The sequence below is a fragment of the Methanosarcinales archaeon genome (assembly GCA_014859725.1).
In the GTDB taxonomy this organism is placed as follows: Archaea; Halobacteriota; Methanosarcinia; order Methanosarcinales; family Methanocomedenaceae; genus Kmv04.
This window is the reverse complement of sequence record JACUTQ010000060.1, coordinates 1-12,236: the sequence shown is the minus strand read 5'-3', so window position 1 is coordinate 12,236 and position 12,236 is coordinate 1. Positions and strand designations below refer to the sequence as shown.

General features: G+C 41.2%; 17 protein-coding genes and 1 tRNA gene. 10 read left to right on the top strand and 8 right to left on the bottom strand.

All coding sequences use genetic code 11. From position 1 onward, the window contains the following. Positions 1–369 precede the first annotated feature (369 nt). From IBX40_06690 to IBX40_06675, 4 genes are all read left to right on the top strand, one after another. Positions 370–1,344, top strand: coding sequence for a site-specific DNA-methyltransferase (locus IBX40_06690; GenBank protein ID MBE0523999.1), 975 nt, complete (start codon positions 370–372; stop codon positions 1,342–1,344). An 82-nt stretch (positions 1,345–1,426) separates the two neighbouring features. Continuing rightward, a complete protein-coding gene (locus IBX40_06685) occupies positions 1,427–2,134 on the top strand; it encodes a class I SAM-dependent methyltransferase (protein MBE0523998.1) in 708 nt (235 codons plus the stop codon). A gap of 147 nt (positions 2,135–2,281) precedes the next feature. Then, positions 2,282–2,860: a hypothetical protein gene (locus IBX40_06680; GenBank protein ID MBE0523997.1), complete on the top strand. Its 579-nt coding sequence runs from the start codon at positions 2,282–2,284 to the stop codon at positions 2,858–2,860. A 92-nt stretch (positions 2,861–2,952) separates the two neighbouring features. Continuing rightward, a tRNA-Ile gene (locus tag IBX40_06675) sits at positions 2,953–3,026 on the top strand. A gap of 105 nt (positions 3,027–3,131) precedes the next feature. Here IBX40_06675 and IBX40_06670 read toward each other — a convergent pair. Continuing rightward, complete coding sequence (locus IBX40_06670; protein MBE0523996.1) at positions 3,132–3,269, bottom strand: hypothetical protein; 138 nt, start codon at positions 3,267–3,269, stop codon at positions 3,132–3,134. Positions 3,270–3,322: 53 nt separating this feature from the next. On the opposite strand from IBX40_06670, the gene IBX40_06665 reads away from it, so the two are divergent. From IBX40_06665 to IBX40_06650, 4 genes are all read left to right on the top strand, one after another. After that, positions 3,323–3,661 carry a hypothetical protein gene (locus tag IBX40_06665; protein MBE0523995.1) on the top strand — a complete coding sequence of 113 codons (339 nt, stop codon included), beginning with the start codon at positions 3,323–3,325 and terminating at the stop codon, positions 3,659–3,661. A gap of 775 nt (positions 3,662–4,436) precedes the next feature. Next, the gene (locus IBX40_06660) at positions 4,437–5,834 is read left to right on the top strand and encodes an MFS transporter (GenBank protein ID MBE0523994.1); all 1,398 of its coding nucleotides are present in this window, start codon (positions 4,437–4,439) and stop codon (positions 5,832–5,834) included. Between the two features lie 323 nt (positions 5,835–6,157). Further along, entirely contained in the window at positions 6,158–6,376 is a 219-nt protein-coding gene (locus IBX40_06655) for a hypothetical protein (protein ID MBE0523993.1), read from the top strand. Beyond that, positions 6,364–6,570 (top strand): DUF2283 domain-containing protein, encoded by a 207-nt coding sequence (locus IBX40_06650; protein ID MBE0523992.1) that lies wholly within the window; start codon positions 6,364–6,366, stop codon positions 6,568–6,570. Before IBX40_06655 ends, IBX40_06650 begins: the two co-directional genes overlap by 13 nt. 18 nt (positions 6,571–6,588) lie before the next feature. On the opposite strand, the gene IBX40_06645 is transcribed toward IBX40_06650, so the two are convergent. From IBX40_06645 to IBX40_06635, 3 genes are all read right to left on the bottom strand, one after another. Then, a complete protein-coding gene (locus IBX40_06645) occupies positions 6,589–6,861 on the bottom strand; it encodes a hypothetical protein (protein MBE0523991.1) in 273 nt (90 codons plus the stop codon). Between the two features lie 471 nt (positions 6,862–7,332). Beyond that, positions 7,333–7,479, bottom strand: a complete 147-nt coding sequence (locus IBX40_06640; GenBank protein MBE0523990.1) for a hypothetical protein — start codon at positions 7,477–7,479, stop codon at positions 7,333–7,335. Between the two features lie 174 nt (positions 7,480–7,653). Then, positions 7,654–8,061 carry a hypothetical protein gene (locus IBX40_06635; GenBank protein MBE0523989.1) on the bottom strand — a complete coding sequence of 136 codons (408 nt, stop codon included), beginning with the start codon at positions 8,059–8,061 and terminating at the stop codon, positions 7,654–7,656. Positions 8,062–8,451: 390 nt separating this feature from the next. Here IBX40_06635 and IBX40_06630 point away from each other — a divergent pair, with 390 nt between their 5' ends. Together IBX40_06630 and IBX40_06625 are read left to right on the top strand one after the other, a co-directional pair. Next, positions 8,452–8,907, top strand: a complete 456-nt coding sequence (locus IBX40_06630; GenBank protein ID MBE0523988.1) for a hypothetical protein — start codon at positions 8,452–8,454, stop codon at positions 8,905–8,907. Further along, positions 8,897–9,058: a hypothetical protein gene (locus IBX40_06625; GenBank protein ID MBE0523987.1), complete on the top strand. Its 162-nt coding sequence runs from the start codon at positions 8,897–8,899 to the stop codon at positions 9,056–9,058. Before IBX40_06630 ends, IBX40_06625 begins: the two co-directional genes overlap by 11 nt. Before the next feature lie 351 nt (positions 9,059–9,409). Here IBX40_06625 and IBX40_06620 read toward each other — a convergent pair whose 3' ends face one another. The 4 genes from IBX40_06620 to IBX40_06605 all read right to left on the bottom strand — a co-directional run bounded on the left by IBX40_06620 (position 9,410) and on the right by IBX40_06605 (position 12,021). After that, entirely contained in the window at positions 9,410–10,780 is a 1,371-nt protein-coding gene (locus IBX40_06620) for an SEC-C domain-containing protein (GenBank protein ID MBE0523986.1), read from the bottom strand. A 23-nt stretch (positions 10,781–10,803) separates the two neighbouring features. Then, positions 10,804–11,280 (bottom strand): hypothetical protein, encoded by a 477-nt coding sequence (locus IBX40_06615; GenBank protein ID MBE0523985.1) that lies wholly within the window; start codon positions 11,278–11,280, stop codon positions 10,804–10,806. Further along, a complete protein-coding gene (locus IBX40_06610; protein ID MBE0523984.1) occupies positions 11,273–11,659 on the bottom strand; it encodes a hypothetical protein in 387 nt (128 codons plus the stop codon). The genes IBX40_06615 and IBX40_06610 overlap by 8 nt, the downstream gene beginning before the upstream one ends. Before the next feature lie 65 nt (positions 11,660–11,724). After that, positions 11,725–12,021: a hypothetical protein gene (locus IBX40_06605; GenBank protein ID MBE0523983.1), complete on the bottom strand. Its 297-nt coding sequence runs from the start codon at positions 12,019–12,021 to the stop codon at positions 11,725–11,727. Positions 12,022–12,236: the final 215 nt, after the last annotated feature.

The following is a 12,236-nucleotide window of genomic DNA, read 5'->3' as shown; positions in this document are numbered from 1 at the left end:
GGCAACAGAAAACGATAGGATGAGGGGTTGTTTGTCAGGATCTTTTAAAGTCAGGAAATAGTTATTATAATAAAGTCGATCATTTAAAGTCTGCTGGCATTATTCAAGGGTTCTGGTCGGTAAATCCTGAACCATTAGATAATAATGGTGAAAATATTAAAAAAACGAATCAACAAGGTTTCAATCGATTTGATAATTTTGATGAACTACAAAATTCAATTTCATCTTTATTATCTGAAAAAAGAAATTACTTTTCTAGTATGAAAAGCAAAGAAGAACTTGGAAGGATTATTGAAGTTGCAAATAAAGAAAAAAGTTATGAAAAGAAGGGGGAAGTCTTCTTGGAACTTATAAATGAGTGAAAATTAAATGATTGATACAAGATTTAAACGGAATGGAACTGAAACAAGTTCTTTCGGAACATCCGGAAGAATTAATCACGATTCTTCGAAATTTTATGACAGCAAATTGTATGCCGGTAAAAAACCACCAGAAAATGTTCAATTTATTGAAAAACCAATTCCTTTTGAGAATCTTGATAGAATCTTCTGTAAATCAAGTGAGGTAATGGAAGAAATTCCAGATTATAGCATCAATTTAATGGTTACTTCACCACCTTATAATGTTAAAAAAGAATACGATGAAGATTTATCATTAGAAGAATACAGAAAGTTGTTGAAAACGGTTTTTAAAGAAACATTCAACAAATTAGTTACAGGTGGCAGAGCTTGTATAAATGTAGCAAATCTTGGAAGAAAACCTTACATCCCTCTTCATAGTTATATAATTGAAGATATGCTTGATATTGGCTTTTATATGAGAGGTGAAATTATTTGGAATAAAGCTTCTAGTGCCAGTCCATCAACAGCTTGGGGCAGCTGGTTATCAGCAGCAAATCCTGTATTGAGAGATATTCATGAATATATTTTAGTTTTTTCAAAAGAATCATTTTCAAGAAAACGAGGTGACAAAAAAAATACAATTACAAAAGAAGATTTTATGGAATGGACAAAAAGTGTGTGGACATTTCCAGCAGTCTCTGCTAAAAGTATCGGCCATCCAGCACCATTTCCTGAAGAATTGCCGCATAGGCTTATTCAATTATATACATTTGAAGACGATGTCGTTTTAGATCCATTTGTTGGTAGTGGGACTACCTGTCTTGCTGCTATAAAAGATGGAAGACACTTCATTGGATATGATATATCAAATGAATATGTAGATTTAGCGAATAAAAGAGTTAGACAATATATTAGTCAAAAAAGTCAAAAAACTTTGTTTGAAAATAATCAATATCCGTCCCCCAAAGTTTCATCTAACAAAGCTAAGCTCCATAGCTTATAATATTTATAAAATCTCAATTTTCCATATTTGAATTAATTTAACCTTTATCTAGAATATTATAAATATTCATTTTATCATCATTATGACTCCTCCCTGGCAATACAATGAACTCCAACAGGTCGGCGCTGACTATACTGATTCTGTTCATGTGGATGCCTATGATCAGCAAATGCAAAAGCTGCGGGATATCAAACAGGAAATAAAAAATATTATCGAGCATTTGGATCTAAAACCTGACCATTCTATTCTAGAATTCGGTACTGGCACAGGCGAGTTTGCTATTGAGGCTGCTAAGCACTGTGCAGTGGTCCATGCTCTGGATGTCTCACCTACCATGCTGGGATACGCACGACAGAAGGCTGAACAGCAGGGGATGACCAACATCCAGTTCCACCATGCAGGATTTCTCACCTATGAACATGAAGGGAAACCGCTGGATGCAGTGGTATCACAATTGGCTCTGCACCATTTGCCCGATTTCTGGAAAATGGTAGCACTTCAGCGTATTTTCGAAATGCTCATAGACGGTGGAAAATTCTATCTCATGGACACAGTGTACTCATTTAAACCCGAAGACCATGAATCTTTTTTTAATAATTGGCTGGATACTATCAAAGAGACAGCAGGTGAAGATATTGCCCAGGATACTGAAATTGCAATACGTGAGGAATTTACAACTGTTGATTGGATCATGGAAGAATTATTAAGTAAAGCCGGATTTCAAATCGAGAAGGCAGAATATCCAACCGAGTGCCTGGCAGTATATGTATGTATCAAACCTGCTCATTGATGAAAATCTGACACGTTGTCGTTCATAGTGAAAAAAGTGCCCAAATAGATTTATAAATATAATAGAACCATATACTGAATTCGATGGCAAGAGTCAAATTATCCATGATCCTTCCTGGCGTATTAACTTTTTAATAAGAGGTGAAAAATGACTGATAGATTCGAACACTCAACATATCTGGTCCGCAGGAAGATCTTAAGACTATTCGGTGCAGCTTTCCACATCTATGACCCCCAAGGGAACGTTGTTTTCTATTCAAAGTTGAAGGCATTCAAACTGAAGGAGGACATACGCATCTATACAGGTGAAGATATGCAGGAAGAGGTCCTGGTGATCAAAGCCAGGAAGATCCTGGACTTTTCGTCAGCATATGATGTGGTGGACATAACTACAAACGAAAAAGTGGGGGTCCTCAAGCGAAGGGGGCTCAAGTCCATTCTAAAGGACGAATGGATAATAATGGATGCCAATGATAAGGATATTGGCCTCATTAAGGAGGACAGCACTGCGCTGGCACTTCTTCGGCGTTTCCTGACAGGAAGCCTGATCCCACAGAAATATTACGGTGAGATCGATCACAATCCAGTATGTACCTTCAAGCAGAACTTCAATCCATTTGTGGTGAAGATCAATCTCGATTTTTCTCCTGATACGAATAATCTCCTTGACAGGAGATTGGGGATTGCAGCTGCTGTTCTTCTCTGTGCCATTGAGGGAAAGCAATGATGATCATGGATTGCTGTCAATCAAAACATTAAAATACAAAGTAGAACATCAAAAAGACCTTGCGAGCACCCCGCAGCAAACAATTTTATTAAGGGCCCATAGCATAGCCAGGTGGTGCGCACGGCTGATAACCGTGAGGTCCGGCGTTCAAATCGCCGTGGGCCCACTACTCTAGCCAGTAGCAGGCTGCACACGTATGAAGCCCTTCGGGCGCCATTCGTGGACTGTTTTATTCCTCAGTGGATAAAAGAAAGTCATATTTTCTCTTCCTTTATGTCTCGATTACTTCCTGGCTGAAGTCATCAATGCCGAAATCGTCTATGCCGTCCAGCTCATAGTCTCCCAGGCTTCTCCTGGCGTTTCTCCTTCTTCTTTTGCGGGTAGTTCCTCCTTTGGCCTTCTTCATCATGCTTGCCTGTGAGGTTGCCGACCAGCGCTTTGCTTCTGGTCCTGGCCCTGTCGATGTATTCAGGATTGGCTCTTAACCGAAGTATATTTGAATTCTATAAAAATGTTGATACGGAGCATATGCTAAAATCCCCGCCAGATAATATACCCTTGACGGAAATTGTCTATGCATTAAAAGTCATACCTGAAAGGAATATAACAGCGCTTCCTGTAAAAAGAATCTTATATTCTCATCAACTTCTTACTGTTGATGATGCTGGAGAGGAGATTATCAATAAATCCAGCATTGATGGAATAGCATTCCTGAGCAATCATGCCTATGAATTCCAGCCATGGTGGAGACTGAACACCCCTCAGATAAATCTTTCTAATGCTAGTGCAAATTTCATTTGAAGGCACTTATGGTTGGAGCATGGCTATGCGTCTGCCTTTTATTAATCAGGACATCATATTGGATGATAAATTGGAGATTATCATGATAAGGTATGATACTTCAAATATGATAAGCTGAAGGTTGCCAAATCATTACTCGATATTCTTAATTATTCCGTGCCCCTGTTTGTTTTTTTATTAATCAGAACAGCGATTGAACTTTAGCACCCCTCATGCACCCTCACCGGGATGCCACGTTTTTCTAAAACGGGGTTCGTGACGTTTTTTCAATAATCAAAATGCACGGGAGTCAGTTCATTGTTCTATATATTGTAACTTTGCGTTAAAAAATTGGAAGAAAATGGTAGTGAGTTTGTTTTTCAAGGGCGTACATCTATCATACAAAGATGAACTCTTCTACATAGAAAAACTCTGCTCTTGTCTGCAGTTTTTCGCAAGGAAAGCGTTAGCGGCTCTCCTCCAAGCATCCATCCTATTTTACACCAAAAAACCACGGGGTTAAGAAAAGTGTCTGCCACCCCCCACACCACAAGAGCCGGGACCAGATCAGGACGGACACCCGGACAGAATGAAAGCAAGAGGGGCAGCAGGAGAGGTGAAGAAGGGAGGGGGCTTGCTCATTAAACATCATTAAGCCAAATTCTCTCATCAGATAAAAATGAACAAAGTATGCCATACCAAAGTCCATATCAATGAAATTGTCCTATCAAGTGCACAGAACCAGAACTTTAAAATATTGTGTCTGCAAGGATAAAGCAGGATGAAGAAGCATAACATGATATCCGAAGATCTCATCGAACAGCAAGATGAAGCAAGCATAAAGACATCCGCACTCATCGCCGCCACACTGGCATCATTCCTTACTCCTTTCATGGGCTCATCCGTGGTTATTGCGCTCAAGTACATTGACATCGAATTTGCTGTGGATGCTGTATTGCTTAGCTGGATCGCGACTTCGTATTTACTGGCCGCCGCAGTGTTCCTGGTTCCATTCGGGAGAATAGCAGATATCTATGGAAGGAGAAAAATATTCATATATGGGATAGTGATATTCACAATCTCTTCTTTCCTCTGTGCAATTTCACCATCAGTCATTGTACTTATCATATTCAGGATATTGCAGGGAATGGGAAGTGCAATGATATTTGGGACTGCTGTTGCCATAGTCACATCAGTATTTCCGGTTGGAGAGCGGGGACGGGCTCTCGGAATAAATGTGGCAGCAGTGTATCTGGGACTTACTATGGGTCCGTTTTTAGGCGGCTTCCTTACACAGCATTTCGGGTGGCGAAGTATCTTCCTGGTAAATGTACCTCTCGGCATAATAGTTATCTTCTTCACCATCTGGAAAATGAAAGGAGAATGGGCAGATGCAAAAGGAGAAAGTTTTGACCTTAGAGGTTCCATCATTTATGGAATTACACTGGTATCTATAATGTACGGTCTTTCCCTTCTGCCCAATATCCTGGGTGCCTGGCTGATATTCTTCGGTATTGCAGGGATATTGCTGTTTATTTACTGGGAAAAGAAAGTGGAGCATCCTGTTGTGAATATAGACATTTTCAGCAATAACAGGACCTTTACCTTCTCCAATCTGGCAGCCCTTATCCAATATTCTGCTACTTTTGCGGTCTCGTTCCTATTGAGTCTTTATCTGCAATATATTAAAGGACTGCCACCCCAAAGTGCAGGTATGGTGCTGGTGGCACAGCCTATTGTGATGACTGTTCTCTCACCCATGGCAGGCAAGCTTTCAGACAGGGTCGAGCCGCGAGTAGTAGCTTCAATGGGTATGGTGGTGATGACAATAGGGCTGTTTCTTTTCTCCTTACTGAACAATGAAACGACCCTGACATTCATTATCCTCAACCTGATCTTACTTGGCTTTGGTTATGCTCTATTTTCATCACCCAACACCAATGCGATCATGACCAGTGTGGAAAAAAGATATTATGGAATTGCTTCAGGAACGATGGGTACGATGCGGCTGGTGGGGCAGATGCTGAGTATGGGAATTGCTATGTTATTATTTGCACTATTTATAGGCAGGACCCAGATCACACCAGAATATTATTCTCCTTTTGTTGAAAGTGTAAAGGTTGCTTTCATAATTTTTTCGGTTCTGTGTTTTGTGGGGATATTTGCATCCCTTGCCAGAGGAAAGATCAGGTGAATATTTTTTCCTGACCATAACATGCTGTTTTTTTGATACAGGCAGCATTGGAGGTGGTTGTGGTTGATTGTGTCAATGGCGGTGTAGAAATCCCCACTTATGGCGGTATAAAATTCCCCACCCAAATAAATAGTTTACTCTGAGCCCGCTGAGCTACCTTTTTTTTCTGTTTGGTTTTCCGGCTGGCAATTGAGCGCAATTTTGACCTGGTGGCACCTTTTGATTTTGAAATTCGATTTCTTGCTCTTTTTGGGGCCTTCTTTTTCTTTTTTGATTTTTTACGGGATTTTGAGCGTCCCAGGTCTCCCATTAAACACCCGCATATTAAAGGAATGGAATCTGATGTCATAAATACTTTAGAAGATCCGGACTTTATCCGACAGAGCAGGATGGATGAAAACGTCCTTTTATTCTATAGAGAAGTTGAATATCATGGTAAGAACTACCATATGTGTGTAGTAATAAATAAGAATGAAGGATTCATCATAACATCATATATAACTGATAGAATAAAAGAAGGTGTCCAGATATGGATAAAATAAAAGTAATTTTCAACCGGGAATCAAACACACTGGATGTGTGGTTTGATGATGCTGAAAAAGAATTCATCTGTGAGGAAACAGGTGAAGAAATAATTTTAAAAAAGGACAAAGATAACAAGGTCATCGGATTTGAAAAGTTGAACCTTCTTACCGATAAAACGGGAAATATCCCTATTGAAGTACTCACTACGTAATGTTATGGTGTGTTTGATTTAGCAGCTGTGTAATAGATTATCCAGCTCATCCATATCGTTCGAGCATCTGCAACGGCAGCATACGGTCTGATATAGCCCCGTTTTGGTATCTGCTCCAAAGAAGCCCAGTTCCTTGAAGATCAGGCAGATTTTGCTCTTCTCAATGATATTGGCCAGGTTCCTGAGCTTCATATAGTCGTCATCCCCGGTACGCATGCTGTTGAAGAAGAGCTGGGCATCATCGATCACACGCACGCCGCCTCTGGGGACCTGCAGGATATCCTCGATCACCTCAACCTCAGGCAGGACCTCATCTGCTGCAGTGATGGCATATATCGGCCGCCTGCCAGTGGCCCGGGCCAGGAAGAAGCACAGGGCTGCCGCCCCGCTGCTTGCCGATCACCAGATGGATGCCGCTGGGATCCCTGCGAAATCGCTGGAACCACTTCTTCGAGCAGCCATTGTTGATCTGTCCTCCGGATCCTGTGTCAGTATCCAGGAACATGTTCTCGAACAGATCCACACAGGCACTCAGAGCCCCATCTGGGATTGAGGGCTGATCCGATATCCAGGAGGTTCCGCTTCAACTTATTGTTCCATACAATTGCCATGTTATTCCTCGTACAGGATCTTTTCCAGGACCCTGAGCTGGAAGGTAGCGGTAGAACTCGGGATCCTGCTGCAGTGCTTCCACGAAGGCTTTCAGGTCGCTCTAGTTCAATCTGAAAATCCAGGCTGGAATGTTCTCTGCCAATACATCCTTCACCTTCTCCTCGCCCCCAAAGGCAGATGTTGTTTAATGTTCCTGAAGAGCAGCCGCATTACGTTGGGATGCTGCCTGATTATCTGCTCTGTTTTCAGTCTCAATTCCGGGTTCATGGTCGCTCTCAAATTTTCGTATGATCTCAAACAGCTCATCCAGCCAGGCTTTTCCTGTATCTGCAAAAAGGGCAGGCAGCTTTGGCTTAAGGGATCTGAGTTTCTCGGCACAGTTCCAAAATCCAGTTATTCCAACGAATATATCAGATGCAGATGCGATTACAAATCCGTGTAAATCCGCGAAATCCGTGTCTTTTTATTTTTTCAGACGCGGATTAACACTGATTTACACCGATTTTTCCTAAAGTCGGTGTCTGAAAAATAACTGGAAAATGGGAAAGTGCCGAGTTTTTCCAATAACTGTTCGGCTGATTCACAGGTGATCAGGGTCTGGCAGAAGGGATGATCTGGATAGGATACACGCATGGTCTCAAGGTAGGCTGACGGGTCGCCGTTGTTCTCTATGAACCTGACCAGGATCTTCAGGGGAGTGTAATCTTTCCCTGGCTTCCCAGGTCCGGGATCAGGTGCAGGAGGCAGGGCCTTATACTCGTCAAAGGTTTCCTCATCCCCATCATCGGGATAGTCATCCTTTTTTGCAGGCTTGAAGATCTCCCTGATGGTTTCCAGTGCTTCCTTGCCCAGCTCTTTCCCGGCACTGCTCTCAAGCATGCGTGAGAATGACTCCCAGCCGCCGTTTGCACCGCACTTGCTGAACCGCTCCGCATCGTCGCCTACCTTGGCGTCCTCTAGGCAAAGATGGACACGCTCAGGCGTCTTCAAGAGGAGACCGGCGCCGAACTGGATGCGCTGATGCCGGTGGTGCTGGATAAGGCATTTAAGGGAGAGATCTGAAAGGTTATAAAGAATAAGATAAAAAGCAGGTTAATGAAGCAGGAAGAATAAATGGAAATTGAATTCAAAGAGGATAAAATAATATTCGACAGGGAGCTTTCCTTACTGGATAGTTTCGTATTAAGTTTCACAGAACATCTGGAAACGAATAATATCAAATATGTAATTATTTCTGGGTATGTCGCTATTCTTTTTGGGCGAAGCAGGATGAGCGAAGATGTGGACATTTTTATCGAAAATATATCCTTTGAAAAATTCTTACAATTCTGGTCTGAAATCGAGCAAAGCTACGAATGCCTCAATACCGGTAAATCTTTTAAGGCATATAACGATTATTTAAACAATCATCACGCCATAAGAATAGCCAAAAAAGGAAGTTTTATTCCGAACATTGAACTCAAATTTGCAAAAAACGATCTTGACAGATATTCACTTGAAAATCGGGCGCATGTAAAGCTTGCAGATAAGTCATTATATCTATCTCCACTTGAATTGCAAATTCCTTACAAGTTATTTCTGGGGTCCGAAAAGGATATTGAAGATGCCCGGTTCCTGTTCCAGCTTTTTAAAGATAATTTAAATATTGTATTGCTCAAAATATTCTTAAATAAACTCAAGGTTTCAGATAATAAAAGATACCTGGGAGGTTTTGATGAAAATTGATTTCGAAGAATTAAAAAAGGAGAAGGAGGATAATTTCAAGGAACGATTGGATTTCATTGATAGATATGTTGAATGGATAAAAGCCACACCAAATAAAGTATGGTCAAAGCAACATAAGGATTTCATAGACAGTGCATTTCAAAAATCCTGATTCATTAAAGTTTCGCTCCTCCCCGAACAGCATCGTCACCTACCCAGCCGCCCCTTCTCGTCTTCACTCAGCCCGGGTGCCCATCCCAATCTGCTAAGTCCAGCCTTGTGGTGAGGGGGCTGGCAGGGGCTTTTCGATTATTCCAGCGGTCTGAGGGTGCGAAGTAGAGATGGATGAGTGTTTGCTTAACTCATTCCTTGCTAAAATTGCAGACAAGGGCATAGTTACCCATATGTTGAAGAGTTCATACTCGTATGATGATGTATGCACTCCAAAACCAAACTCACTGGTGTTTGAGAGCAAACCTTGATAAAATGGCAGTTTGAAGTTATTGCTTATATCAGCAGAAGCTCAAATCCCAAGCACTTTGTGCAGTTTGCCTACATCGTAGCTCGGCTCCCCAGACCTCTTTCTCCGTTCTTCAGAGTTTTCCAGGATTTTAAGGACTTCTTTAAGCTTCGCTTTCCCTTCCTGTGTTTTTGAGGCTTCTCTGGGTGTCATTCCCCCTAAAGATGAGATGGGCATATCCACCCATTTTCGGTAATGGTCTTCCAGTAATTTCTTCCTCAGCGCTTCACGAACAGGCTCATCTAATTCATTTTGTTGGGTTTTATTCTTTGCGATCTTATTTTTTCTGCTGCCTGGATCCAGGGGTTTGTTTGACTCTGATTGAAATTCAATGAAATCTTCCAGAGTTTTAAGCATATCCTTCCCAAGTTCAAGCCTTTTTTCGGAAATACAATCCAATATAAGCTGATTATTATTAATTGTCAGATCTCCCATTGACCTGTACTGTGGATCACCTATCTCAGAAACAAGAGAAGTTTCAAACATGACCCCTCCTGCGCTGATATTATGATCTCTTATTTCCGCGACCAGCCCAAAATGAATTTCATCCTGGTCAGACTCAAGAATTCTAAGGGAAGGTATGTCATAAAGTGCACTCACCGCCTTATTATAATCCCTGACTTTATAGATCGCTTTTGCAAAAAGAACAGGATCTCCTTCCGGGGTTATAATCTTTGGAGGCTGTGCCGCTTTTATGTGGGCGAATTTAATGAAAGTATGGCCGTACTCTTTGAAAAATTGCTGCCATGTAGCCTCTGGCTTTTCCATCTTGAATCTAAGGAAACTTTCCCTGCCAAACCGGATCATCTCATTCTTGCCAGTTGCTGGCAAGAGACATGCTGCTCCAGAGAGGTAAAATTTGCCAAGCGTTTTAATTATTCTCATGGCACCAATGTCCCATTTAATCATTCCTCTGGAAGAACGTATATCATTCACAAATATTTCATTATTTTCAAAGAAATCTCTGATATAAATGCCTATGCCTCTTTCGATCCCTGTTACTTCATAAACCCTTAGAGCAGTATCCTGCCATCCTTCGAGTATTTCTTTTTCAAGAGGGGCAATGTATGTATTTTTTTCAAGATAGAACAAATCAATGATCCTTTTCCCAGAATCTTTCAGCCTGTAATCATGAATGAACCACTCGGTCAACATGATCATATCACCTTCATCAGGCTCTCTACCTTCCAAAAATATCTTCTTGGCTTCTTCGAAATCAGCATTAAAGAGCGGTTCTCTGGAAAACTCAAGTATCTTTTCCCTCAGACTGTGCTCTGCTTTCGTTTTAATTTCCTGTATTTGCATGCAGCATTTCTTATATTTCTTTCCACTGCCACAGGGGCATGGCTCGTTCCTGCCAGCTTTCAATTTCATTGTCTCTAACATGGAGTTTTGAATTATAAAGGTGGCGATTTTGATGCCAATGCATTGAACCATTGCTGGCTTATACTTTCTTTATGTACAGGGCTCTGCCAGACGATAATAGGTCTTTTTTTAAAAGCTTTGATCTCATCAAACACAAATCGGTCAAGCTGTTTTAAGTATTTGATATTTCCACAATCTTTGATATAGCACTCCACGGAAGTTGTGGGACAAACGCTTCGTTGACATATCCTTCCAAGATATTTTTTCCTCTCATCGAAAATAAACACATCATGAGCATGGAATATATTTGTCGTCTTCCGTACGCTTTTGGATATTTGAGGAATGCATGCAATATCCTCTATAAAAACCATTAGATCAAAATCCTGAGGATTGGATTTATCTGAAGCCGCTGAGCCAAATAGAGCAACTTCAATTACTCCATCAACATCTCCAACCAGTGAGGTAAATTTTTTAACAGCAAGCTGTATCTGTTTCTGGCGTTCATTCATAATTCCTCAATTCCTCTGGTAGATAGAATACCTCTCCTCTTTTTTCAACAATCCTCTTGCGGATTAATTCCTTCAAAGCATGACTTGCAGTCTTTTCGCTAATATCATAAGACGCCATTTGATCAAAAAATTCCTGTTCAGATGAAAATCTCTTCGACCAGAAAATATTGGCTGCCAGGAATAAAGGATCATTGCCAATATATTGATATTTTTCGATATCGTAATTGAAGACAACATCTCCGCCACAAAAATTTGTTCCACATTTTGAGCAAAAAGGTTTTATTCTGCTGAAATCCCAGATATAGAAACCACCTTCATCCATATCCCATCTGCAAAGTGGGCATATATGGGTTGGTTCAATTGTTGGGTTCTTTATCATTTTTAGTACCTTAATCTTCTTCCTGTTAAAGGTTTAATATACTACCTTCTTAAAATACCGCGCCTTCATCTCCTTGCTGTGACCCGCAGCCTTCGCAGACACATCATCCGCCACTGTGGATCATGGTGCCTCTCTCCTGCCTCCCTCAGTCCCATTAACGTAATCAGATGATACTCCCTGCCGCTCGGTTTGATGGACTGACGTCTCTGGATATTCAGCAGCCTGGCACACTTGTCTATCATCTTCTCGAAATGCTGCAAGGTCAGCCTCTTCCCTGTCCTCCCGTTGATGAAAATATGCCAATTCTTCCTGTTTCCCACACTGTCGCCGCCCATCTTCAGCCAGCCAAGCACCATGATCATATGGAGCGGGCGCAGGTATTAGTGCAGGAGGAGGGGCGGCTGGAATCATTTCAATATTAACCGCTGATTAACGCAGATAAAGGTTATCATGGATTTCAATTTAGATTACACAGCAGAAATAATGATGTAATCTAATTTTGACCTGAATATCTGCGTTCATCCGCGTTTATCTGCGGTTCAATAAATCATACAAATTATATATTTTGACAGCCATG